Genomic DNA, 23,339 nt, shown 5'->3' on the forward strand with positions numbered 1-23,339 from the left:
CCGCTTCGCGTCGAGTCGACCGACCTCGGGCCGAGCGCCGTTGTTGAAGTTGAACACCCAGAGTTTATCCAGCACTCGAATCAATTCGACTAGGCTTCGAGCATGACTGAGAACACCTCCGAGCTCCGGGTCGGCGTCGTCGGCCTCGGCTTCGCCGGCACCACCCACCTCGACGCCTTCCAGGCCCTTCCCGGCGCGCGCGTCGTCGCCCTCGCCGGTCAGGAGGAGGCGCGCCTGCGCGAACTCGGCGCGACCCGCGACGTTCCCGACCTCTACTCCGACTGGGAGGACCTCGTCGCACGCGACGACCTCGACGTCGTCTCGATCGGCGTACCCAACCACCTGCACCACCCCATCGCCGTCGCCGCGCTGGCGACCGGCAAGCACGTCTTCTGCGAGAAGCCGCTCGCGACCACCGCCGACCTCGCCGCCGAGATGGTCGAGGCCGCCCGCGCCGCCGACCGCGTGCTGGAGATCGCCTACAACCACCGCCGCCGCGCCGACGTGGCGTACCTCCGCCGCTACCTCGACGACGCTCCGCTCGGCGACGTCTACCACGCCCGCGCGAGCTGGCAGCGGCGCACCGGCATCCCCGGCATCGGCTCCTGGTTCACCAGCAAGGCACTGGCCGGAGGCGGTCCGCTGATCGATCTCGGCTCGCACGTCCTCGACATCGCGCTGCACCTGCTCGACGAGCCGCGCGTCACCAGCGTCTCGGCCGTCGCCTACGGCGAGATCGGGCGCTCCGGACGCGGCGGCCGCCCCTACGGAGTCGCGGCGAGCGGCACGCACGCGTTCGAGGTGGAGGACTTCTCGAGCGCGCTCCTGCGCCTGGACAACGGTCGCAGCCTGCAGCTCGACGCCTCCTGGGCCAGCTACTCCAAGGTCGACGAGGACATCGAGGTCGAGCTCCTCGGCTCCGCGGGCGGCGCCCGCCTGCACGTCGCCGACTACGCGACGGAGGGCACCGTGACCTTCTACTCCGAGGTCGCCGGCGCCCCCACCACCTCGCGCCCGACCATCCCGGTGCCGTCGGGCCACCACCGGTCGGTCATCGCCGAGTTCCTCGACGCGATCGCTTCGGGAGCCGACGTCCCGGCCGGCGAGCCCCGCTACTCCGGTCACTACGGCGAGTACGCGCTGCACCGCAGCCGCGTGATCGACGCGATCTACCGCTCCGCCGCCGAGAAGAAGGAGGTGGCGGTCGCATGAGCGCCCTCGACACGACCCCCGCGAGCACCCCGGCCGGACCCGTCGAGGTCCTCGTCTGGAACGAGTTCCGCCACGAGACCCGTGGCGACGAGACGGTGATGAAGCACTACCCGGAGGGCATCCACCGGGTCATCGCGGAAGGCCTCACGGATTCGCTCGGCGACGGCGTCGCGGTGCGCACCGCGACGCTCCCCGAGCCCGAGCACGGTCTCACCGAGGAGGCGTTGGCACGCACCGACGTGCTCCTGTGGTGGGGCCACATCGCGCACGGCGAGGTGTCGGACGAGGTGGTGCAGCGGGTGCTGCGGCACGTGCAGGAGGGGATGGGAATCCTGGTGCTGCACTCCGGCCACTACTCCAAGATCTTCCAGGCGCTGATGGGCACGACGTGCTCGCTGAAGTGGCGCAACGATCAGGACCGCGAGCTGGTCTGGACGATCGCTCCGACGCATCCGATCGCGCAGGGTGTTCCGAGCCCGATCGTGATCCCGCAGCAGGAGATGTACGGCGAGTACTTCGACATCCCTGTGCCGGAGGAGACGGTGTTCCTCTCGACGTTCACCGGCGGCGAGGTGTTCCGCTCGGGAGTCACCTACACGCGGGGCCTCGGGAAGGTGTTCTACTTCTCGCCCGGCGACCAGGACTACCCCGTCTACCACCACCCCGACATCCAGCGCGTGCTCGCGAACGCCGTGCGCTGGGCTCGCCCGACCCGCGAGCGCACCCCGCTCACCGCCGACCACCACCCCCGCGGCTGGTTCGAGAGCTGACGCCCCTCCTGCTGGTCGAGTAGCGCCGCAGGCGCGTATCGAGACCCGCGATGCCGGGAGGTGGCGGATCTCGATACGCCCGCTGCGCGGGCTACTCGATCAGCAGGGGGAGTTGGCGCCCCCTTCCCTTGCCGGTCGAGTAGCGCCGTAGGCGCGTACCGCCACCCGACACCCGGAGCCCGGCCGCCTAGAGTGCCGGGGTGACCGACCTCCTCGACCTCGTGGCGCGCGAGCCCGACGCGGTCCTGCGCTACGGAGCGGCTCCGCAGCAGATCGCGGACCGCTACGCCCCGCGATCATCCGGCCGCGGACGCGTCGTGCTCGTGCACGGCGGGTTCTGGCGCGCCCGCTGGGATCGCACGCACCTCCGTCCGCTCGCCGCGGCACTCGCCGACCGCGGTCACGACGTGCTGCTGCCCGAGTACCGCCGGGTCGGCGATCCCGGAGGCGGTTGGCCGGGGACCGGAGCCGACGTCGTCGCGTTCCTCGCAGCCCTGCCCGCTCTCATCGGCGCGGCTCCGCGGACGACGCTCGTCGGACACTCCGCCGGCGGGCATCTCGCCCTGTGGTCGCAGGCCGCGCATCCGTCGCCCCACGTCGAGGCGGTCGTGGCGCTCGCCGGAGTCGCCGACCTGCGCGCCGCCGCCGAGCTGGGCCTCAGCGACGACGCCGTGCTCGAACTGCTCGGCGACCATCCGCTCGCCCCCGCCGACCCGCTGCAGCTGCCGACACCTCCGATGCCCGTCACCCTCGTGCACGGCACGGACGACTCCGATGCGCCGCCGTCCCTCAGCCGTGCCTACGCGGCCCGGCATCCGTCCACGCGCCTCCTCGAACTCGCCGGAGCCGACCATTTCGATCTCGTCGACCCGCGCACCCCCGCCTTCGACACCCTCCTGACAGTGCTGCCGTGACCGCGAGAGGCCGCTCCGGAACGCCGACGACGGCGGACCGGAACGGCCTCCCGCGGACGGGGACCGACCTCAGCAGGACACGAGTCGCGCGACCCGGTCCGAGAGGGTTCCGGTGCTGCCGAGCAGGATCACCGTGTCGGCGCCGAGCGCGGTCACGTCCTGGAGCACCTTCGGCGGCACGCAGTCGGGACGTACCGCGAAGAGCGGGCTGCTCGTGAACCCGGCCGCCGTGGCCCCCGCGAGGGCGTCGGGGAAGTTCTCTCCGGTGGCGAAGTACACCGTGCTCGCCGAGGGGAACGCCGCGCGGTTCAGCTGCTCCGAGGTGTCGTAGCGGTCGGAGCCGCCGATGCGCGTCGCCGGTACCGGCAGCGAATTCTCGATGCCCTCGCTGACCGAGAGCGCGCTGCCCGCGATCGTGACGGAGCCTGCGCCGAGGTCGGTCAGCAGCCCCTTCGTGCGCGGGTCGGCCGAGGTCGCCCCGCCGTTGACGAGCAGCACGGGAGCGTCGACCGCACCGGCGGCCGCGCTGGCGCCGAGGGCGTCCGGGAACTTCTCGCCGGTCGCGATCCACGCCTTCGAGGCGCCGGAGCCGAACGCCGACCGCACGATCTTCTCGGCCGTGTCGTAGCGGTCGACGCCGCCGATCCGCTCGATCGAGCCGGCGTAGCGGGCGAGCTCCGCGTAGAGCGCGTCGCCGACGCTGAGTGCGGAGCCGACGACCACGATCCGCTGCGGCTGCAGCCGGGCCAGCTCCTGCTTCACGCTCGGGCTCATGCTGTCGCGGTCGACGAGCAGGAGGGGTCCGCCCTGGGTCGCTGCGGCGGGCGCGGCGGCCAGCGCATCCGGGAACTTCGCTCCGGTCGCGATGTAGGCGACGGGGACGCCGGGCGCGAAGGTCGCCTTCGAGATCTCGACGGCGGTGCCCTGCCGGTCGCTGCCCGAGAGGCGCTTCACATCGACGTCGGGCGTGGGGATGTCGGTGCGGTTGACGGTGAGCTTGTATTCCTGGCCGCGGACGATGTCCGACATCGGCCGGATGCTGACGTAGACGTTTCCGGCCGGAGCTGAGATGGGGACGGACCGAAGCGCGGCGCCGTCGCAATCGCCACCATCCAGGACGGTTTCCGTGATCTCGTCACCGGAGTTGTCGTACGTCGAGACGAGGAACAGCCGGTTCGCACCGAGCAGACAGGAGTACCGCAGATCGGCGCTGAGACGAGCGGGTTGCGAGAGCTGCAGACGGAAGAAGTCGCAGTCATCATTGCACCCAGCGCTCAGCAGAGAGCCGGCGATGGTCCTGCCGAGTTCGATGGGGTCCGCAGTTGCGGTCGACCCGTTGGGCTCGGTCTCGACGATGCCTGGTGTCACAGTCGCGAGCAGTGTGTAGGACTGGTTCGTGAGGATGGAGCCGCTGGTGACCGAGACGTAGAACGTGCCCGAGTCGACGTACATCGCCAAAGCTCGGACCTTGCTGCCGTCGTAATCCGCGGTCGAACCGTAGTACTCGTAGAGACCTGCCCCGCTCGCGTCGAGCACGTCGATCAGGAATCGACCGTCCGTCCCGAGATCGTCGGAGAAGCGCAGATCGATCTGAAGGCGGCCTGCAGTGCTCGTCGTCATCTTGTAGATGTCGCAGTCCGACCAGTTGCGGCAGTTGCCAGCCGCGAACACGCCCGACACCGTCGTTCCCAGCGCCAGTGGCTGCGCAGTCGCCGTGCTGTTGTTCGGCTCCACCTCCAGCACCTCCGCCGCCCGCGCCGGTGGCGCGGCGAGGAGCGTCGCGAGCAGGAGCAGCAGCACGAGAAGGGCGAGCAGCAGGCGGGCGAGTGGACGAGGAGCGGCGTGGGACGACATCGGTCGCCTTTCTCGGCAGTGAGGAGTGGTTCCGGACGCCGCGGCCGCCTCGAAGGGGCCGCGTGCCGCTCACTGTAGGGACGCCCCGAACGCGGGTCGATGGGCACCACTGCCCATGCTCGACCGCGTGGAATCCCGCCCGCGCTACAGCGCCGGCGGGTACAGGAAGAGGGGCACCTGCGCCGTCGGGTACGTCCGCGTCACGTAGCTGTGCTTGCCGCCGTAGTTGTACTCCTCGAGGAGCACGGTGCCGTCGTCGTTCACCTTCTGCACGTACGAGACGTGGTTGTAGGTCCACCACGCGACGCAGCCCACGATCGGCACGCTGCTCGTCGCCCAGCCCTTGGCGGCCCAGTTGTCGGGCCACTCCCACGCGCTGCCGCCCATCGGGGTGATGTTCCCCCAGGTGTACGTCCACGGCGCGGCGGTCGCGCCGGCATCGCGGTTGAGGCGCCAGGCCACGAAGTCGACGCACTCGCGGTAGTAGTAGCCGAGCGGCGAGAGTCCGCCGCCGTCGTCGTCGATGGTCTCGTAGGGCCACGGGTAGTCGTCGCCCACGGCGCGCGTCTGCACGGTCGTGAACTCGCCGCCGTTCGAGCCCGAGAGCACGGCCGCCTGGCGGCTCGCCTCGTCGAGCTGCGCCTGCGTCGGCGCGGCGAAGGCGTCGCGCACGGCGGTCTGCCCGGCGGTCTCGGAGGAGACGGTGAGGTTCTGCAGGCCCGCTCGGTTCGCGGCGGTGCCGGCTCCGCCCGAGGCGGCGGTGGTGCCGCGGGCGCCGTACGCCGGGATCGCGGTGGTCGCGACGAGTCCGCCGACGATCGAGAAGGTGGCGAAGCCGAGCGCGCGGCGGCTGAGCGAGGGGGTGCTCGACGGGGCGGGGCGGGCGGAGGAGCGCGGGGTGGTCGCAGCGCGCGCGGGAGCGACGACGCGGGCCGTGGCCGGAGCCGACGCAGAAGGAGTGACAGACGCAGCAGGAGCGACGATCGCAGCAGGAGCACCAGCAGCAGGCACGACACCCACACTCTCTCGAGCCGCAGCAGCCTCCGCCGCTCGCGCCTCGCGCCGCGTCAACGGCACCGGTGCCGCCCCCTCCACGCGCTCCGGATCCTCGGGAACGCCAGGGTTCGACACGCGCGCGTACTCCTCGGGATCGTCCGTCCGCGGGGCTTCGGGGCCACCGGCGGGGCCGGTCGGGCACCGGCGAGGAGCGAGTCTAACCCGACCCTCGCAGATAACGAAAGGATCACGACCCGTCCTGCGGTCCCCGGTGCCAGGATGGACGGGCAAGGGAAGGAGCCGTCCATGACCGAGTCCACCCCCACGGGTCCCGTGCTCGTCGGCGTCGCCGAGGGCCAGCGACCGGAGGTCCTGCGCACCGCCGCGCGCTTCGCGAAGGACTTCGGCGCTCCGCTCCTCGTCCTCTACGCCGCCCCCGATCCCTACCTCGTCGGCGAGTACGTCGATCCGATGACGGGCGCGATCCCGGTCGTCGGTCGAGGCCGTCCGGCCGATCGCCCGACCGCTCCGCCGAGCCTCGTGGCCGAGGTCGAGTCGATCCTCGACGGCGCCGAGCACACGTTCCAGGTCGCGGAGGGCGAGCCCGCGCTCGCGCTCAGCGATGCCGCCGAGAAGACGGACGCGCGCATGATCGTCGTCGGCACCCGCGACTCCGGGGTGCTCGCGAGCATCGCCGAGTTCCTCAGTGGCAGCGTCGCCGTGCACCTGGCCCACCGCCAGCACCGGCCCGTCGTGGTGGTGCCGCGTGCCGAGCGCGACCCGGCGCACCGCGTGCCGTGGGATCTGGCGGAGTGACGCGCCCGCTGCACCTGCGCGCCGGTCCGATCCTCCTCGTCGCGGCGGGCGGCTCCGTCGGGACCGCCGCCCGGTACGCGACCGCGCTCGCACTGCCTCCGGTCGGGGGCCTGCCCCTGCCGACGATCGCGGTGAACCTCGTCGGCGCGTTCCTCCTGGGCGTGCTCCTCGAGTCGCTCGCCCGGAGCGGCCCCGACGACGGCGGCCGTCGCACGGCACGGCTCCTTCTCGGCACGGGCGTGCTCGGCGGCTTCACCACCTACAGCGCGTTCTCGCTCGACACCGCGGAGCTGCTCCTCGCGGGACGCGTCGCCGAGGCCGCGCTCGCCGTCGCGATCACGCTGGTGCTCGGCACCTCGGCCGCCGTGCTCGGCATCCTGCTCGCCCACCGCACCGCGCGCGCAGAACCGACTCCCGCCGGACGGGCCGCGGAGTGACTCCGCTCGCCCTCCTCCTGGGCACGGCGTTGGCCGGTGGTGCCGGCTCGGCCGCCCGCCTCGTGGTCGACGGAGTCGCGCGCTCGCTCGTGCCCGTCCGCTGGCCGATCGGCACGGCCCTGATCAACGTGGCCGGTTCGCTGCTGCTGGGGCTCGTCGCCGGTCTCGCTCTCGCGGGCGTCGTCGCCGAGGAGTGGCGGATCCTGCTGGGCATGGGGCTCCTGGGCGGATTCACCACCTTCAGCACGGCGAGCGTCGAGGCCGCGCGGATGCTGCTCGAGGGGCGCCGGGCCGCGGCCCTCGCCTACGGCGTGGGCACGTGGGCGGCGGCGCTCGCCGCGGCGCTCCTCGGTCTCGCCCTCAGCGGGGCCCTCTTCTAGGGGTATATCCCGGGGCCCGGGGGCCCTCGACCGCCGTGTCGATGCGCGATCATGGATCCGTGACTTCCGTGGGGGGCGTTCGGGATCTGAGGGTGGCCGTCGTCGACGACCAGCCCCTCTACCGGCAGATGCTGGCGTCGATGCTGCGCTCGGTGCCCGGCGTGCGGAGCGTCGTCGACGCCTCCTCCGTCGCCGAGGCGCGCGAGCGGCTGCAGCCGGAGTCGCTCGACGTCGCGATCCTCGACATCGAGCTGGGCGACGGCGACGGCATCGAGCTGGGCCGCGAGCTGCGCGCCCGCAATGCCGAGCTCGCCGTCGTGCTGCTCTCGGCCGTCGACGCGATGCACCGCTTCCTCCGGCTCGACCGCTCCGAGGCGCGCGGCTGGAGCTACCTCTCGAAGACGTCCTCGCTCTCGACCCCGGCTCTGCTGACGGCGATCCGCGCGACGTCCGACGGGCGGACCGTCCTGGATCCGGCCCTCGTCGCCGCCCGCACCGCCCGCCGCAACTCGCCCGTCGCCGCCCTGAGCCGCCGGCAGTACGAGGTGCTGACCTGGCTCTCGGCGGGCCTGACCAACGCCGCGATCGCCGAGAAGCTGGGCATCGCCGTCCGCTCGGTCGACAACCACGTCAACGCGGTCTACGCGGGCCTGGGCCTGCGCGCCGACGGCGCCCGCAATCCGCGGGTCGAGGCGACCCTGCAGTTCCTCGAGCACACCGGATGACCCTCGTCGACGGCACCCGGCCCACGCGCGAGGACCTCCGCCAGGACAACCGCATCCTGATCGGAGTCGTGTCGCTCCTGGGCGGCGTGCTCTCGGTGCTGGCCGCGCTGCAGGCGGTCTTCGCGCTCGGCATGCTGTCGCAGACGGTCCGCGGAGTGGCGGGCGGGCCCGTCCTGGACGTCGTGGTCCGGGTGAGCGTCAACGTCTCGGCGATCGCCCTGGCCGTCCTGCTGCTCGCGGTGCTGCGCCCCGAGCGGTTCCCGCGCCGCGTCTCGCTGCCCGCGGTCGTCGCGCTCGCGGTGGGCGTCGCTCTCGTGCGCTGCACGCTGCAGGTGCTCGCGGGCGTCTATCCGCTCGACGCGATCGACGCTCTCGTCATCGAGCTGGCCGTCGGCACCGTCGTCATCGGCATGATCACCGCGTTCGGCTTCCTGCTCGTGCGCACCGCGCGGCGGGTGCGCGAGAAGGAGCGCGAGAACGCCCGCGTGCTGCTCCAGGCGGTCCAGGCCGTGCAGGCGCTGCAGGAGGAGGAGCTGCGCGTGCGCCGCGAGGTCGCGCAGAATCTGCACGGACGGCTCCAGAACTCGCTCGTCGTGCTGAGCGCGGAATTGCGCGCGGCGGCCGGCGCCCCGGCCGATCCCTCCCGCGTCGTCTCGATCGCCGACCGCCTCGACGAGCTCCGCGAGCAGGAGGTGAGAGCCGCGAGCGGCGCGCTCTACCCGGTCGACATCGACCACGGCCTGGTCGCGGCGGTCCGCGACCTCCTCGCCCGGCTCCCGCTCGAGATCGCGGTGGAGCTCGACATCGACGAGCGCTACGCCGAGGTGGAGGAGCGCGCCGTCCCCCTGGAGCAGCGCGTCCTGCTCGTGCGCACGGTCGAGGAGGCGCTGACGAACGCGCTCAAGCACGGCGGGGCGGACGCGGTGCGGCTGACGGTCGCGGTCGACGACGCTCCTGCCGTGCTGGTGTCCCTGGAAGACGACGGGCGGGGCCCGGGCGAGGCTCCGGAGTGGAGCGGTCTCGACCGCCTGGCCCGCCAGTTCGCGGTCTACGGAGGCGGGCTCGAGCTGCTGCCGTCCGCCTCGGGTGGCGCGCGGCTCGCGGCGCGCCTGCCGGTGCGGGACTGAGGCCGTGACGGCGTCGCCGGGGCGCCGATCCCGATCCCGCAGGGGAGGGGCCCTCGCGCCCGCCGATCTGCCAGAGTGGGCCCATCCGCACCAGAGCGGACGCGGGGGGTCCGAGTGAGTGACGGAGTCGTGAGCGCGCGCGCCGACGAGACGATCGTGCTGCCGAACGGCGACCGGGCCCGCGCCTCCGCGCGCATCCGTGCTCTCCGCCTCGGCGTCGGTGCCGCGGGGCTGCTCCTCACCGCCGTCCTGCTCGTGCCGAACGCGACCGCGCTGCCCGCGCTCGGCCTGCCGTTCCTCGTGCTGCTCACCGCGATGTGGATCACCGCGTCGTTCCGGCTCGAGCTCTCCTCCGGCATCGGCACCGTGACCTTCGGAGTCGGGGTGTCGGTCCTCGCGTTCCTCGCCGAGGACGTCCCGCGGCCCCAGGCGCTGGTGCTCTGGGTGCTGGCGCTCGCCGCGTACCTGATCGTCAACCGGCGGCCGTGGATGGTGATCGTCTACCTGACCGGGCTCGCCGGCCTGTCGGGCGGCGCGTTCCTCCTGACGCTCTCGCTCTTCCCGCACACGGGCTGGTGGCCCGTGATCGCCGCCGTCCCCGCGGTGCTCGCCTACGGTCTGCTCTCGATCGGGGTCGAGTACCTGCAGGCGTGGCTGACGCTCGACGAGGTGCCGGACGCGCCGCGCCCCACCCTGCGCGCGGACCGCGTCGCCCTCGCGCTCGCCCTGAACATCGGACTCGTGGCGCTCGCCTACGGGGCCCGGCTCTCCTCCGGGATCGAGCGGATCGACCTGGGCGTCGGCGTCGACATCCGCTCGGCCAACACGCTGCTGCTGATCGCGCTGGCGATCGCCGTGGTCAGCCAGCAGCTGCGCCGCACCCGCGTCGAGCGCAAGCTCGAGGGCCTCGTGCAGGCGTCGCTCGCGCTGCCGTGGGGCGACCAGGCCGCGATCTTCGAGACGCTCGAGAAATCCGCGCGGCAGTCGATCCCGTCGGCGAGCATCCGCATCGCGGAGGAGCCGGGCCGGCCCTTCGAGCTGTCCGCGCCCGTGACCGCGCCGGGCACCGGCGTCCGCCACGTGGTCCTCACCCGCCGCCCCGACTCCGACGGCTTCAGCCCCCTGGAGCACAGGACGCTGCTGGCCCTCGCCCACATCGCCACCCAGGCCCTCTACGACCGCCGCAACACGCGCGCCCTGCGCGATGCGGCCACGACGGATTCGCTCACGGGCCTCACGAACCTCCGCGGACTCTACGAGGAGTTCGACGCGATCACCGATCCGTCGCGCCGGGCGATGCTGTTCATGGACCTCGACGCCTTCAAGGCGATCAACGACACCCACGGCCACTCGACGGGCAACACGGTCCTCGAGGAGGTCGGCCGCCGGATCCGCGAGAGCGTGCGCAGCGACGACGTCGTCGCGCGCATCGGCGGCGACGAGTTCGCCGTGCTGCTCGACTCGGCCACGGCGGGAGCCGTCGCCCAGCGCATCAGCCGCGCGGTCGAGCGCCCCGTCCTCGTCGGCGGCCTCACCCTCCACCCCCGCATCAGCATCGGCGCCCCGGTCGCCGTCGACGGCGGCAGCTTCGACCGGGTCATGCAGGAGGCCGACGAGCGGATGTACGAGTCGAAGAAGGAGCGCAAGGGGGCGCCCCAGGACCCGACGGGCGAGGACCTGCTCACCGAGATCCACGAGGCCGTGCTCGACGAGGCGGTGCGCGTCGCGTTCCAGCCGGTCATCGACGTGGCCGAGCGCCGCATCATCGGCTTCGAGGCCCTCGCCCGTTACACCCGCCGCGACGGCACCCCGCTGAGCCCGCCGACGCTCGTCGACGTCGCCCGCTCACTGGGCCTGCTCGATCGGCTGACGATGCAGATCATCGACCAGGCCGTCGCCTGCATGGTCGAGTTCCGCGGGATCGACGACACGATCACGTTCCTCAGCGTCAACCTCGAGGCCGACCAGCTCCTGCACGACGACCTCCTCGACCTCGTCCGCGGCCACCGCACGGCCGAGAAGGGCATCCAGCTCTGCCTGGAGCTGACCGAGGGCTCGATCGGCCGCGTCGACGCCGAGGTGATCGAGCGGGTGCGCCGGCTGACGGAGGAGGGCATCGCGATCGCCCTCGACGACTACGGCCAGGAGCACGCGGCCGCCGCCGCCCTGCTCACCGTGCCGCTGAGCATCGTGAAGATCGACCGCGTCTTCCTGGCGGACGAGGAGAACCCGAAGCACGCCACGATCCTCCGCTCGATCATCAACCTGGTGTCGGACCTCGACATGCACACGATCGTCGAGGGCGTCGAGACCCCGTCGGCCCACGCGCTGCTGACGTCGCTGCGCGCGGAGCGGGCGCAGGGCTACTTCTACGGCCGGCCGCTGTTCCCGGAGCTGGTGAAGGAGCGCCTGCGGACGACGGGGACGGCGGCGCTGCCGGACCAGGCGGGCTGAAGGGCCGGGATGCCCGCATCACTCCCGTCGAGGTCTTGTGACTGAGCGCGACACCACCAGGCTCCTGGCCTGGAGCACCGAGCTGCGGACCGTCCATCAGCGCCTGCGGCAGGCGCTGGCCGTCTCTCGGGAGGCAGTGCAGGACGGCGCGAGCGCCGAGCGGGCGGGCCGCGACCTGCTGATCTTCTGCCACGGCTTCTGCACGGCTCTCGACGGCCACCATCGCGGCGAGGACCACGCGCTGTTCCCGGCGATCGAGGGCTCGCACCCGCATCTGGCTCCGGTCCTGAGGAACCTCGAGCGGGACCACTCGATGATCGGCCACCTCCTCGGCGATCTGCGCGAGGCCCTGGACCGGGCCGCCTCGCCCGGCGAGCTCGATCGGCACCTGGAGGGGGTGGCGGCGATCATGGAGAACCACTTCCGCTACGAGGAGAGGCAGCTGCTCACGGTGCTCGAGGACCTGCAGCTGGACGCACCGGTGCAGGAGGTCCTCGGACCGCTGTGAGTCGAGCCGGCCGTTCTCCGGCCGCCGACCCTCATCGCCGTTGGACGTTTCTCGCTGCTCTCAGCTCCTGGAAGCAGCAGAAAGTGGCGAACGGTCCGGCGCCGGTCGGCCTCCCGGGGCACGGGGGGGGTGTGACGGAGGCTCGTTCGGGCACTTATGAGCAGGTGTACGTCACCCCGTCCACCACGTGCACGCCCTCGCCCAGCTCCGCGCACGTCGCGAAGAGCCCGCCGAACAGCGTCCCCAGCAGGACCGCTCCGGCCGTGAACAGCACGATCGTCACCGACGCGACGATGATCCCCGCGAGCGCCAGCCCGCGCGGCCCGCCGTCATGGCGACTCCTCCGGAACGCGAGGATGCTCAGCACCAGCCCCGCGACGTCGAACACCGGGAACAGCGCGAGTACGAGCCCGGTGACGGCCAGCACCACCGTCGTCGTGTACGCCGGCGAGGCGGCCGTGCGACCCGTGCTCACGCCCGCCCCTGCAGGATCAGGTTCCAATACACCCACGGCAGCACGAACCGGTCCGCGAGGAACGTCGCCCGACGCTCCTTCGCGAGCCCCTTCCAGAACGGGATCGTCGGCTTCGGGCGATAGCGGTCGTCGAACTCGGCGAACACGACCGTCTTCCGCGAGACGACGAACGGGCAGACGGAGTAGCCGTTGTAGGTCATCGGCAACGGCTTCCCCTTCCGCGCCGCCACGAGGTTCTCGGCCAGCGTCTTCGCCTGCGGGCGCAGCGCCCCGCCCGACTTCGAGTTGGTCGTCGCGGCCGCGTCGCCGAGCGACCAGACGTCCGGGAAGCGGACGTGCCGCAGCGTCAGCGGGTCGACCTCGACGAAGCCCCCGGCGGTCAGACCGGAACCCTCGAGGAAAGCGGGCGCCGACTGCGGGGGCACGACGTGCAGCACGTCGTAGGCCAGCGTCTCGCGGTGGTCGCCCTCCAGGCCCTCGAGCGACGTCGAGTGGTCGGGTCCGAGCAGCGCGGTGGGGCTGTCGTCGCCCGCGAGCTCGATCGTCTGCGACGCGGCGTCCACTTCGACGAGCTCGCGGTCGTAGTGCACCTCGATGCCGTACTCGGCGACCTTCCGCTCGAGCTCGGCGTCGATGAGCGGCATGCCGAACAGCGTCGGCGTCGGCACGACGAGCACCACGTGGATGTCGTCGAGCACGCCGGTCTTCCGCCAGTAGTCGCAGGCCAGGTACATCGGCTTCTGCGAGGCCCCGGAGCAGGTGGCCGGCCCGCTCGGCTGCGTGAAGACCACGGTTCCCGAGCGGACGTCGCGCAGCACGCTCGACGCCTTCCGCGCGTACTCGAACTCGTAGTTCGAGATGCCGACCGGCGACTCCATCGCCTCGACGAGGCCCGGCACCGCGTCCCAGTCCTTCCGGATGCCCGGGCACACCACGAGCTGACCGTAGCCGACCGCGCGACCGCCCTCGAGCGTCACCGTCTTGGCCACCGGGTCGATCGTCGCGACCCGGTCCCGGATCCACGTCACGCCCTTCGGCGTCACCTCGCCCTGCGGACGGGTCGCCTTCGAGGCGGGCGCCGTGCCTCCGGCGACGTGCGAGAACATCGGCTGGTAGTAGTGCGTCGTGCGCGGCTCGATCACCGCGACGTCCGACACTCCGTAGCGCCGCAGCCGCCCCGCCACCGAGAGCCCGGCGTTGCCACCGCCGATGACGAGCACGTCGTGGTGCAGGGCGGGGGAGCCGGAGTCGGTCATGTGCCCACCGTAGGGGCCACCCCGCCCGCCGTCACCGGGTGCCCGCGCCCCTTGCGCGCCGGCCGCCGACGACCTAGCTCACACCGCGTACAGCTCGACCGGCTCCAGCACGAACCCGACCTCGACCCCCGGCGCCAGCTCGCGCCGCGCCGCCTCGGCCGGAGTCACGTCGGCCGCGAGCACCCGCCCGTGCACCCGCACCGCATCCCCGCGCGGCTCCAGGTCGACGATCTCCTCCCGCAGTCCGCTCTCACCCAGCGTCACCGCGGAGGGGCGCACCGCGGCGGCGACGGCCGACCCCGCCGAAGCATCCGAGACCCCCGCGATCTCGCGCCCGTCCTCCAACCGCAGCCCCGCGGCCGTCCGCACCCCGCGCACCAGGCGCAGCCCCGACAGCTCGGCGGTGAACGCCGTGCGCGGCCGCTCGAGCACGTCGGCGGTCGGCCCCTCCTCAACCACGCGGCCCTCGTGCAGCACGACGACGCGGTCGGCGAGAGTCCACGCGTCGAGCACGTCGTGGGTGACGAGGATCGTGGTGCGGTCGGCGAGCACGGTCCGCAGCATCCGCCGCAGCACCGGCGCGACCCGCACGTCGAGCGCCGCCATCGGCTCGTCGAGCAGCAGGAGTCGCGGATCCGTCGCGAGGGCACGCGCGAGTGCCACGCGCTGGGCCTGCCCGCCCGAGAGGGTCCCCGGCCGGCGATCGGCGAGGGTCAGGGCGTCCACATCGGCGAGGCGGCGCTCGGCGCGCGCGCGCGCCTCCGCCCGGCCCACCCCCGCGCTGCGCGGACCGAACGCGGCATTCTCGCGGACGCTCAGGTGCGGGAACAGCAGCGGGTCCTGCGCGAGCAGGGCGACGCCGCGACGGTGCGGGGGAGTCCACGCGCCGGGCCCGAAGAGGACGGAGTCGCCCAGGCGAGCGCTGCCCGCATCGGGCCGGACGAGGCCCGCGAGCAGCTCGATCAGAGTCGACTTGCCGGCGCCGTTGGGCCCGAGCACCGCCACGGTCTCGCCGTCGGCGACCTCGAGCGCCACGTCGAAGCCGCGGGAGGCGAGGCGCGCCTCGAACCGCAGGGTCACGAGCGCACCCCTCGCCGGCCGTACGCCAGCCCGATCACCAGCACCGCCACGATCACGAGCACCAGGGCCAGCGCGACGGCCGCATCGGGATCGCTCTCGCGCTGCAGGTAGATCTCGAGCGGGAGGGTGCGCGTCACTCCCTCGAGGCTGCCCGCGAAGGTCAGCGTCGCGCCGAACTCGCCGAGCGCTCGGGCGAACGACAGGATCGCTCCGCTCGCCAGCCCCGGCAGGATCAGCGGCAGGGTGACCCGGCGCAGCACGGTGCCCGGCGACGCGCCGAGGGTCGCGGCGACCGCCTCGTAGCGCGCCCCCGCCGTGCGCAGCGCGCCCTCCAGGCTCAGCACCAGGAACGGCAGCGCCACGAACGTCTGCGCGAGCACCACCGCGGTCGTCGAGAACGCGATCCGCACCCCCACCGCGTCGAGCGCACCGCCCAGCAGGCCGAGCCGACCGAAGGTGTAGAGCAGCGCGAGTCCGCCGACGACCGGCGGCAGCACCAGCGGCAGCAGCACCAGCGCGCGCAGGATCCGCTGCCCCGGGAACGCGGTGCGCGCGAGCACCAGCGCCATCGGCGTCCCGAGCAGCACGCACAGGAGGGTCGCCGCGGCCGATGTGCGCAGGCTCAGCAGGAGTGCCGCGACCGAGGAGTCGGAGGTGATCAGCGGCACGAAGCGCGGCCAGTCGACCCGCGCGAGGATCGCGACGAGCGGCAGCAGGACCAGCAGCGCGCCGACCGCGGCGAGGGCCGCGACCCAGCGCGGCGGCGCGGATCCGGTGCGCATCAGGTGCGCGGCAGCGGCGTCTCGACGATCACGGTGGTCGCCTTCACCACCGCGGTGGCGGGGGAGCCGGGCTCGAGGCCGAGCTCGCGCACCGCCTCACTGCTCATCAGCGAGACCACCCGGTGCGGTCCGCACTGCAGCTCGACCTGCGCCATCACGGTGTCCATCACGATGCTCGTCACGATGCCGACGAACCGGTTGCGGGCCGAGCGCGCGACGGGCGACGGATCCTCGGGCAGCACGGCGTTCGCCCGGGCCAGCTCGGCCACCGCGAGACCGTCGACGACGAGGCGGCCGGAGGCGTCCTTGCCGCTCTCGAGGACCCCGTTGTCGATCCAGCGGCGCAGGGTGTCGTCACTCACTCCGAGGGCGGCGGCGGCGTCTCGGATCCGAATCTGCGGCATGAGGAGGAGTCTACGACCGCGGACGCGGAGACGCCGGGCCGCTTCCACGGGAGGCCGTCCCATGGCAACCCCCTACAGCTCCGGCGGGAGCGCGACGGAGGCTGTCGGCGTCGAGGAGGAGGAGGACGCATGCGCGCCATGACCTACCGGGGTCCGTACAAGATCCGTGTCGAGGAGAAGGACCGGCCCCGCATCGAGCACCCGAACGACGCGATCGTGCGGGTGATGCTCGCCGCGATCTGCGGCTCCGATCTGCACCTGTACCACGGGCTCATGCCCGACACGAGGATCGGCCACACCTTCGGCCACGAGTTCATCGGAGTGGTCGACGAGGTCGGCTCGTCGGTGCGGAACCTGAAGGTCGGCGACCGCGTGATGGTGCCGTTCAACATCTACTGCGGCACGTGCTTCTTCTGCGCGCGCGGCCTCTACTCCAACTGCCACAACGTGAATCCGAACGCCACGGCCATCGGCGGCATCTACGGCTACTCGCACTCCACCGGCGGCTACGACGGCGGGCAGGCCGAGTACGTGCGCGTGCCGTTCGCCGATGTGGGGCCGAGCGTGATCCCGGAGTGGCTGCCCGACGAGGACGCGCTGCTGCTGACCGACGCGTTCTCGACCGGGTACTTCGGCGCGCAGCTCGGCGACATCGTCGAGGGCGACACGGTCGTGGTGCTCGGGGCCGGGCCCGTCGGCCTCGCCGCCGCCCGCTCCTCCTGGCTGATGGGAGCGGGTCGCGTGATCGTCGTCGACCAGCTCGAGTACCGGTTGGCGAAGGCGCGCGACTTCGCGCTCGCCGAGACGGTGAACTACCTCGAGCACGACGACGTCGTCGTGCACCTGAAGAAGACGACGGGCGGCCTCGGTGCCGACGTCGTCATCGACGCGGTCGGGGCGGAGGCGGACGGGAATCTCATCCAGCACGTCACCTCGGCGAAGCTCAAGCTCCAGGGCGGCTCGCCGGTCGCGCTCAACTGGGCGATCGACGGCGTGCGCAAGGGCGGCACGATCTCGGTGATGGGCGCCTACGGTCCGCTCTTCAGCGCCGTGAAGTTCGGCGACGCGATGAACAAGGGCCTCACGCTCCGGATGAACCAGGCGCCGGTCAAGCGCCAGTGGCCGCGCCTGCTCGAGCACATCCGCGCGGGGTACCTGAAGCCCAGCGACATGATCACGCACCGCATCCCACTCGAGCACATCGCCGAGGGGTACCACCTGTTCTCGTCCAAGCTCGACGGCTGCATCAAGACCGTCGTGGTGCCGTAGGAGGTCACCGTGCCGTACACCGCCGACAAGCCGATCCCGCCGCCGACCGCGGAGGAGCTGCGCGCCCGCATCCCCGGCTGGGGCGCCGACCTCGACCCGGCCGACCGGCCCTCGTTCCCGCGCGAGCGCTTCGATCTCGAGACCGGGGCGCACTGGCACAAGCCCGAGCCGATGGATCCGGGGGAGTACCGCGAGAAGAGCATCGAGCACGAGGAGCTGCCACCCGTCTTCGGCACCGCTCAGCCGTTGCACGGGGTCTCGGGAGCGATCCGCCGCTACGCGTACGACCGCTTCAGCGAGGGGCGCGCGGCCCACTGGCTGCTGCTGGTGCTGGGCGACCGGGTCGACGCGACCGGGGCGCACCTGCGCTCCCTGGCGACGCTGCGGCCCGACAACCCTGTCACCGAGACGGGCGTGCTCTCCGAACTGAAGGCGCACCCGATCGCGTCGCGGCGCGGCCGCTCGGACGTGCGGCACCAGGTGCTGGATCCGCTGCTGGTCGCGGGGCCCTGGGTGCTCGGCGGGCTCGCGGTGGTGGCACTGGGCCGGCGGCTGCTGCGCTGAGGGCGGTCGTCAGGGAGCGCCGAAGCCGGCCGCGGCGAGGACCGCGCGGCCGGCGTCCCCGGTGACGAACGCGGTGAACGCGGCGGCCGCCTCGGAGTCGGCGAGCGGGGCGATCGGGTAGGTGTTCACCGCCTGCTCGGCCTCGGCGAACGGCACGCCGAGCACGTCGTCGCCCGCGGCCCGGATGTCGGTGACGTAGACGAGGCCGGCGTCGGCCTCGCCCGAGCGGACCTTGCCGAGCACGTCGGTGACCGACGACTCCTCGCTGACGGGCTCGATCGTGAGGCCCGCCGCGCGCTCGACGGCGTCGGCCGCGGCTCCGCACGGCACCTGCGGTGCGCAGACGACCGTCGCCACGCCCTCGCGGGCGAGGTCGGCGAGGGAGCGGACCCCCGCGGGATTCCCCGGCGGCACGGCGATCTCGAGCACGTTCGTCGCGAACGGCACGGGATCGGCGGCGGTGAGCCCCGCCTCCTGCACCGTCCGCATCGTCGCGGTGTCGGCCGAGGCGAAGACATCGGCCGGTGCGCCGTTCTCGATCTGCGTGGCGAGATCGGAGGAGCCGGCGAACGAGAGCTCGACCGTGGTGCCGGGGTTCGCGGCCTCGAACTCGTCGGCGAGCTCGGTGAAGACGCCGGTGAGGGAGGCGGCGGCGAAGACGGTGATGCCGCGCGGCTCGGGCGCGGCGTCGGGGTCGGTGGAGGGGGAGCAGCCGGCGAGGGAGCCCGTCAGAGCCACCGCGGAGAGGGCGGCGAGGGAGCGGACGCGGAGCATGGGGATCCTCGGGTTGGAGCGTTTCCGCATCTGCAGCTGTTCGTCCACCTTACGACTTCGTATGCGGAGACCGGGCGGCGGCGGGCCGGACCGCCGGAGCACGTGAGGCGATGAGCCCTGGCAGAACCTCAGCCGAGAAGGGGCACTGACCGCTGACAGCCGAGAGACCCCCTTCTCAGCTGATGTTGTGCGCGCCTCCCGTCCCGGAACCGCAGGATCCGCCCCGTGCGCGCGGCCGCGGCGCCCGGCATGGCATCGTCGAGGGGACGTCGACGAGGAAGAGGACGAGCATGCCGGAGACCACGCGGACCAGGAGCGCACTCGTCGTGCGCGGCGGCTGGGAGGGGCACCAGCCGGTCGAGGCGACCGACCTGTTCCTCCCGTTCCTCGAGGAGCAGGGCTTCGCGGTCCGCGTCGAGGACTCGCCCGAGGTCTACGCCGACGCCGACGCGATGGCGGGCCTCGACGTCGTCGTGCAGTGCGTGACCATGTCGGAGGCGTCGCCCGCCGCGATCGCGGGCCTGCGCGCCGCGGTGGCCGGCGGCACCGGGTTCACCGGCTGGCACGGCGGCATCGCCGACTCCTTCCGCGCCTCCTCCGACTACCTGCAGCTCGTCGGCGGCCAGTTCGCCACGCACCCCGCGGTGGCGGAGGGGAGCGAGGACGCCTTCCGTCGGCACCGGATCGAGTTCACCGGCGTCGAGCACCCGATCACCGCCGGGCTCGAGGACTTCGAGCTCGTGACCGAGCAGTACTGGGTGCTGCACGACGATCTCAACGACGTGCTCGCCACGACCACGCATCCCGCCGAGGCCTGGCAGGAGTGGCACCGCCCCGTCACGTCGCCGGCGGTCTGGACCCGGGACTGGGGGCGCGGGCGCATCGCGGTGAGCACCCCTGGGCACAGCGTCGAGGTGCTGCGGCATCCGACGGTGCGCACGCTCGTGGAGCGCGGGATCCTCTGGACCGCGCGAGTGCTCTGATGCGAGTGCTCTGACCCGGCCGCCCCGCCCCGAATCCTCCGACGCCGGCTGCTCCGCTCAGCCCCCGCCGACCTCGACCGAAGGACCTCCCCATGACCGACCGCCTCCGCGTCGTCGCCGCCACCCCGATCAGCGACGAGCTGATCGCCCGCGTGGTGGAGCTCGAGCCGCGCGTCGACTTCGTCGCCGATCAGAGCCTGCTCCCGCCGATGCGCCACCCCGGCGACCACGGCGGTGATCCCGCCTTCGAGCGCACTCCCGAGCAGCAGGCCGCGTTCGACGAGCTCGTCGACTCCGCCGAGGTCCTCTACGGCGTCCCGGACGAGACGCCGTCGGCCCTCGCGCGCACCGTCGCCGCGAACCCGTCGCTGCGCTGGGTGCAGACGATGCCGGCGGGCGGCGGCGGCCAGGTGAAGGCGGCTGGGCTCGACTCCGACGCGCTCGAGCGGATCGCGTTCTCGACGAGCGCGGGCGTCCACTCCCAGCCGCTCGCCGAGTTCTCGGTGTTCGGACTGCTCGCCGGCGCCAAGTCGCTGCCGAGGCTCCAGGAGCTGCAGCAGCGGAAGGAGTGGGGCTCGCGCTGGACGATGGGCCTGATCTCGGAGCAGACGATCCTGATCGTCGGACTCGGGACCATCGGCCGGGCCACCGCGCAGAAGCTCCAGGGACTCGGCGCGCGCGTGATCGGCACGAGTCGGCACGAGGACTCCGTCGAGCACGTCGACGAGATCGTGCGGCCCGACGCGATCGCCGAGGTGGCCGAGCGGATCGACGGGGTCGTCGTGACGCTGCCCGGCACCTCCGCCACCGAGAAGCTGGTCGGCGCCGCGTTCTTCGAGGCGCTGCGGCCGGGAGCGACGCTCGTCAGCGTCGGCCGCGGCACTGTGATCGACGAGGACGCGCTGCTCGCGGCACTCGACGACGGCCGCGTCGGCTGCGCGGTGCTGGACGTGACCGCGCAGGAGCCGCTCGCCGCGGACAGCCCGCTGTGGACGCATCCGGCCGTGCTGATCAGCCCGCACACCGCGGCGCTGAACTCCGCCGAGGACCGGCTGATCGCCGAGCTCTTCGCGCGCAACGCGACGCGGTTCCTCGACGGCGAGGAGCTGATCAACCGCGTCGACACGGTCGAGTTCTACTGAGTCGGGCGGGCCGCCGTGCTCGGCTCGGCGATACGTCGCGGAGGGTCGCCCGGATCGTGAAACGGCGGCCGTCCGCGACGGATCGGGCCCCGTCCTCGACGGCCGGGGGAGGTCCTTCGCGCACCGGGATCGGCGCCGCGGACCTCCGAATCGCCTCCACAGGCCCCCGGATCGGCTACGATCCGGGCCGATCAGGGCGATGCGGCCACCGCGGAGGGCCTCGACGGCCTACCGTTGCACCATGGCGTCAACCGAAACACCCGATACCGCCCCCGAGGATCAGAGCGCGACCGCGGCTCAGAGCGCCTCCGAGGCTCCGACCACCGAGGCCCCCGCCGCTCCCGCCGCCGCGGCCTCCGACGAGCCCCGCTCGCTCACCTTCTCCGACCTGGGCCTCAGCGAGCCCGTTCTCAAGGCTCTCAAGGAGGTCGGCTACGAGACGCCCTCGGCGATCCAGGCCGCGACGATCCCGTCCCTCCTCTCGGGCCGCGACGTCCTCGGCGTCGCCCAGACCGGCACCGGCAAGACGGCCGCGTTCGCGCTGCCGATCCTCTCCCGGCTCGACGTCTCGCAGAAGACCCCGCAGGCCCTCGTGCTCGCGCCCACCCGCGAGCTCGCGCTCCAGGTGTGCGAGGCGTTCGAGCGCTACGCGTCGGCCCTGCGCGGCGTGCACGTGCTCCCCGTCTACGGCGGCCAGGGCTACGGCACCCAGCTCTCCGCGCTGCGCCGCGGCGTCCACGTCGTCGTCGGCACGCCCGGCCGCATCATGGACCACCTCGAGAAGGGCACCCTCGACCTCTCGGCGCTGAAGTACCTGGTGCTCGACGAGGCCGACGAGATGCTCAAGATGGGCTTCGCGGAGGACGTCGAGACGATCCTCGCCGACACCCCCGTCGAGAAGCAGATCGCGCTGTTCTCGGCGACGATGCCCTCGCAGATCCGCCGCATCTCGGGCAAGTACCTCAAGGAGCCCGAGGAGATCACGGTCAAGAACAAGACCACGACCTCGGTGAACACCACGCAGCGCTACCTGATGGTGTCGTACCCGCAGAAGGTCGACGCTCTCACCCGCATCCTCGAGGTCGAGAACTTCGAGGGCATGATCGTCTTCGTCCGCACCAAGAGCGAGACCGAGACGCTGGCCGAGAAGCTGCGCGCCCGCGGCTACACCGCCGCCGCGATCAGCGGAGACGTCGCCCAGGCCCAGCGCGAGCGGACCGTCGAGCAGCTGAAGTCGGGCAAGCTCGACATCCTCGTCGCCACCGACGTCGCGGCCCGCGGCCTCGACGTCGAGCGCATCAGCCACGTCGTCAACTACGACATCCCCATCGACACCGAGTCGTACGTGCACCGCATCGGCCGCACTGGCCGTGCCGGGCGCAGCGGAGCGGCGATCAGCTTCGTCACGCCGCGCGAGCGCCGCCTGCTCGCCGCGATCGAGAAGGCGACCCGCCAGCCGCTGACCGAGATGCGCATGCCCAGCGTCGAGGACGTCAACGTCACGCGCCTCTCGCGCTTCGACGACGCGATCACCGCGGCGCTCGCCGACTCCGAGCGCCTGCAGCGCTTCCGCGACATCATCGGCCACTACGTCGAGCACCACGACGTCGTCGAGTCCGATGTCGCCGCGGCGCTGGCGATCGTCGCCCAGGGCGAGGAGCCGCTGCTGCTCTCGCCGGACGACCCCCGCTTCGCGCGCCGCGAGCGCGAGGACCGCGAGCCGCGTCCCGACCGGGGCGACCGCCCCGAGCGCGGCGACCGCTTCGACCGCGACCGGGGCGAGCGTCCTGAGCGCCGTCAGCGTCCGGCGAACAGCAACCTCGCGTCGTACCGGATCGAGGTGGGCCGCCGTCAGCGCGTCGAGCCCCGCCAGATCGTCGGCGCGCTCGCCAACGAGGGCGGCCTCAACCGCGGCGACTTCGGGCACATCGACATCCGCCCCGACTTCTCGATCGTCGAGCTGCCGGCCGACCTGCCCCAGGACGTGCTCGACCGCCTCGCCGACACCCGCATCAGCGGCCAGCTGATCGAGTTGAAGCCCGACCGCCGCCCGAGCCGCGCCGGCGCCGACCGCGGCGGCCGCCCCTCGGGCCCGTCGCGCTCGTCCGAGCGCCCGGACCGCAAGCCGCGCTACTAGCGCTCACGCGCCGTCCCCGAGGGGCCGGTCCGCCGACCGAGGAGCCACCGCTCCCCGCCGGCGGCCCGGCCCCTCCGTCGTACCGCCCCTCCGTCGTCCCGCCGCTCCTCCGAGTGGACGCGCAACGGGCCCTGCCCGCCCGCCGGTGCCCTGTTCGCGTCCACTCACCGCGGCGGCGGAGGGGGACTCGTCGCGGAGCGGGCGCCCAGAGACAGCCGAAGCCCGGTTGGCGTCGACTCGCGGGCGGGACGGTTCTCGATACGCCCGCTCCCGCGGGCTA

General features: G+C 72.7%; 23 protein-coding genes. 15 read left to right on the forward strand and 8 right to left on the reverse strand.

What is annotated here, in order from left to right; genetic code table 11:
- The first annotated feature begins 102 nt into the window (after nucleotides 1–102).
- The 3 genes from C1I63_RS07005 (at nucleotide 103) to C1I63_RS07015 (ending at nucleotide 2,896) form a co-directional block, all read left to right on the forward strand.
- Nucleotides 103–1,212: a Gfo/Idh/MocA family protein gene (locus C1I63_RS07005; RefSeq protein WP_107574296.1), complete on the forward strand. Its 1,110-nt coding sequence runs from the start codon at nucleotides 103–105 to the stop codon at nucleotides 1,210–1,212.
- The gene (locus C1I63_RS07010; RefSeq protein ID WP_107574297.1) at nucleotides 1,209–1,982 is read left to right on the forward strand and encodes a ThuA domain-containing protein; all 774 of its coding nucleotides are present in this window, start codon (nucleotides 1,209–1,211) and stop codon (nucleotides 1,980–1,982) included. The genes C1I63_RS07005 and C1I63_RS07010 overlap by 4 nt, the downstream gene beginning before the upstream one ends.
- 200 nt (nucleotides 1,983–2,182) lie before the next feature.
- On the forward strand, nucleotides 2,183–2,896 hold the full coding sequence (locus C1I63_RS07015; RefSeq protein ID WP_107574298.1) for an alpha/beta hydrolase family protein: 714 nt from the start codon (nucleotides 2,183–2,185) through the stop codon (nucleotides 2,894–2,896).
- Between the two features lie 69 nt (nucleotides 2,897–2,965).
- Here the strand turns inward: C1I63_RS07015 and C1I63_RS07020 are convergent, their stop codons facing one another.
- Nucleotides 2,966–4,750: a cell wall-binding repeat-containing protein gene (locus C1I63_RS07020; RefSeq protein ID WP_107574299.1), complete on the reverse strand. Its 1,785-nt coding sequence runs from the start codon at nucleotides 4,748–4,750 to the stop codon at nucleotides 2,966–2,968.
- 144 nt (nucleotides 4,751–4,894) lie between these two features.
- Complete coding sequence (locus C1I63_RS07025) at nucleotides 4,895–5,761, reverse strand: CHAP domain-containing protein (protein WP_146168391.1); 867 nt, start codon at nucleotides 5,759–5,761, stop codon at nucleotides 4,895–4,897.
- A 291-nt stretch (nucleotides 5,762–6,052) separates the two neighbouring features.
- Here C1I63_RS07025 and C1I63_RS07030 point away from each other — a divergent pair, with 291 nt between their 5' ends.
- The 7 genes from C1I63_RS07030 to C1I63_RS07060 all read left to right on the forward strand — a co-directional run bounded on the left by C1I63_RS07030 (nucleotide 6,053) and on the right by C1I63_RS07060 (nucleotide 12,193).
- Nucleotides 6,053–6,562: a universal stress protein gene (locus tag C1I63_RS07030; protein WP_055785770.1), complete on the forward strand. Its 510-nt coding sequence runs from the start codon at nucleotides 6,053–6,055 to the stop codon at nucleotides 6,560–6,562.
- Nucleotides 6,559–6,999 carry a fluoride efflux transporter FluC gene (locus tag C1I63_RS07035; RefSeq protein WP_107574301.1) on the forward strand — a complete coding sequence of 147 codons (441 nt, stop codon included), beginning with the start codon at nucleotides 6,559–6,561 and terminating at the stop codon, nucleotides 6,997–6,999. The genes C1I63_RS07030 and C1I63_RS07035 overlap by 4 nt, the downstream gene beginning before the upstream one ends.
- Nucleotides 6,996–7,379 carry a FluC/FEX family fluoride channel gene (locus C1I63_RS07040; RefSeq protein WP_107574302.1) on the forward strand — a complete coding sequence of 128 codons (384 nt, stop codon included), beginning with the start codon at nucleotides 6,996–6,998 and terminating at the stop codon, nucleotides 7,377–7,379. The genes C1I63_RS07035 and C1I63_RS07040 overlap by 4 nt, the downstream gene beginning before the upstream one ends.
- A 59-nt stretch (nucleotides 7,380–7,438) precedes the next feature.
- Complete coding sequence (locus C1I63_RS07045) at nucleotides 7,439–8,104, forward strand: response regulator transcription factor (RefSeq protein WP_244907002.1); 666 nt, start codon at nucleotides 7,439–7,441, stop codon at nucleotides 8,102–8,104.
- Entirely contained in the window at nucleotides 8,101–9,231 is a 1,131-nt protein-coding gene (locus tag C1I63_RS07050) for a sensor histidine kinase (RefSeq protein WP_107574303.1), read from the forward strand. Before C1I63_RS07045 ends, C1I63_RS07050 begins: the two co-directional genes overlap by 4 nt.
- Nucleotides 9,232–9,360: 129 nt before the next feature.
- Nucleotides 9,361–11,685, forward strand: coding sequence for an EAL domain-containing protein (locus C1I63_RS07055; protein ID WP_146168392.1), 2,325 nt, complete (start codon nucleotides 9,361–9,363; stop codon nucleotides 11,683–11,685).
- Between the two features lie 37 nt (nucleotides 11,686–11,722).
- Nucleotides 11,723–12,193 (forward strand): hemerythrin domain-containing protein, encoded by a 471-nt coding sequence (locus tag C1I63_RS07060; protein ID WP_107574305.1) that lies wholly within the window; start codon nucleotides 11,723–11,725, stop codon nucleotides 12,191–12,193.
- 154 nt (nucleotides 12,194–12,347) lie between these two features.
- On the opposite strand, the gene C1I63_RS07065 is transcribed toward C1I63_RS07060, so the two are convergent.
- From C1I63_RS07065 to C1I63_RS07085, 5 genes are all read right to left on the reverse strand, one after another.
- Nucleotides 12,348–12,668: a hypothetical protein gene (locus C1I63_RS07065; RefSeq protein ID WP_107574306.1), complete on the reverse strand. Its 321-nt coding sequence runs from the start codon at nucleotides 12,666–12,668 to the stop codon at nucleotides 12,348–12,350.
- Nucleotides 12,665–13,924 carry an NAD(P)/FAD-dependent oxidoreductase gene (locus C1I63_RS07070; protein WP_107574307.1) on the reverse strand — a complete coding sequence of 420 codons (1,260 nt, stop codon included), beginning with the start codon at nucleotides 13,922–13,924 and terminating at the stop codon, nucleotides 12,665–12,667. Before C1I63_RS07070 ends, C1I63_RS07065 begins: the two co-directional genes overlap by 4 nt.
- A gap of 78 nt (nucleotides 13,925–14,002) precedes the next feature.
- Nucleotides 14,003–15,004, reverse strand: coding sequence for a sulfate/molybdate ABC transporter ATP-binding protein (locus C1I63_RS07075; RefSeq protein ID WP_107574308.1), 1,002 nt, complete (start codon nucleotides 15,002–15,004; stop codon nucleotides 14,003–14,005).
- Nucleotides 15,001–15,786: an ABC transporter permease gene (locus C1I63_RS07080; RefSeq protein ID WP_107574309.1), complete on the reverse strand. Its 786-nt coding sequence runs from the start codon at nucleotides 15,784–15,786 to the stop codon at nucleotides 15,001–15,003. Before C1I63_RS07080 ends, C1I63_RS07075 begins: the two co-directional genes overlap by 4 nt.
- Nucleotides 15,786–16,190, reverse strand: a complete 405-nt coding sequence (locus C1I63_RS07085) for a TOBE domain-containing protein (protein WP_055785804.1) — start codon at nucleotides 16,188–16,190, stop codon at nucleotides 15,786–15,788. Before C1I63_RS07085 ends, C1I63_RS07080 begins: the two co-directional genes overlap by 1 nt.
- Before the next feature lie 129 nt (nucleotides 16,191–16,319).
- On the opposite strand from C1I63_RS07085, the gene C1I63_RS07090 reads away from it, so the two are divergent.
- Nucleotides 16,320–17,459, forward strand: coding sequence for a zinc-dependent alcohol dehydrogenase (locus C1I63_RS07090; protein WP_107574310.1), 1,140 nt, complete (start codon nucleotides 16,320–16,322; stop codon nucleotides 17,457–17,459).
- A 9-nt stretch (nucleotides 17,460–17,468) separates the two neighbouring features.
- Nucleotides 17,469–18,023: a hypothetical protein gene (locus C1I63_RS07095; RefSeq protein ID WP_107574311.1), complete on the forward strand. Its 555-nt coding sequence runs from the start codon at nucleotides 17,469–17,471 to the stop codon at nucleotides 18,021–18,023.
- A 9-nt stretch (nucleotides 18,024–18,032) separates the two neighbouring features.
- Here C1I63_RS07095 and modA read toward each other — a convergent pair whose 3' ends face one another.
- Nucleotides 18,033–18,797 (reverse strand): molybdate ABC transporter substrate-binding protein, encoded by a 765-nt coding sequence (gene modA, locus C1I63_RS07100; RefSeq protein WP_107574312.1) that lies wholly within the window; start codon nucleotides 18,795–18,797, stop codon nucleotides 18,033–18,035.
- 290 nt (nucleotides 18,798–19,087) lie between these two features.
- Here modA and C1I63_RS07105 point away from each other — a divergent pair, with 290 nt between their 5' ends.
- The 3 genes from C1I63_RS07105 to C1I63_RS07115 all read left to right on the forward strand — a co-directional run bounded on the left by C1I63_RS07105 (nucleotide 19,088) and on the right by C1I63_RS07115 (nucleotide 23,059).
- A complete protein-coding gene (locus C1I63_RS07105; protein ID WP_107574313.1) occupies nucleotides 19,088–19,780 on the forward strand; it encodes a ThuA domain-containing protein in 693 nt (230 codons plus the stop codon).
- A gap of 92 nt (nucleotides 19,781–19,872) precedes the next feature.
- Nucleotides 19,873–20,922 carry a D-2-hydroxyacid dehydrogenase gene (locus C1I63_RS07110; protein ID WP_107574314.1) on the forward strand — a complete coding sequence of 350 codons (1,050 nt, stop codon included), beginning with the start codon at nucleotides 19,873–19,875 and terminating at the stop codon, nucleotides 20,920–20,922.
- 241 nt (nucleotides 20,923–21,163) lie between these two features.
- Complete coding sequence (locus C1I63_RS07115; protein ID WP_107574315.1) at nucleotides 21,164–23,059, forward strand: DEAD/DEAH box helicase; 1,896 nt, start codon at nucleotides 21,164–21,166, stop codon at nucleotides 23,057–23,059.
- Nucleotides 23,060–23,339 lie beyond the last annotated feature (280 nt).

It is taken from the genome of Rathayibacter caricis DSM 15933 (assembly GCF_003044275.1).
GTDB classification, from domain to species: domain Bacteria; phylum Actinomycetota; class Actinomycetes; order Actinomycetales; family Microbacteriaceae; genus Rathayibacter; species Rathayibacter caricis.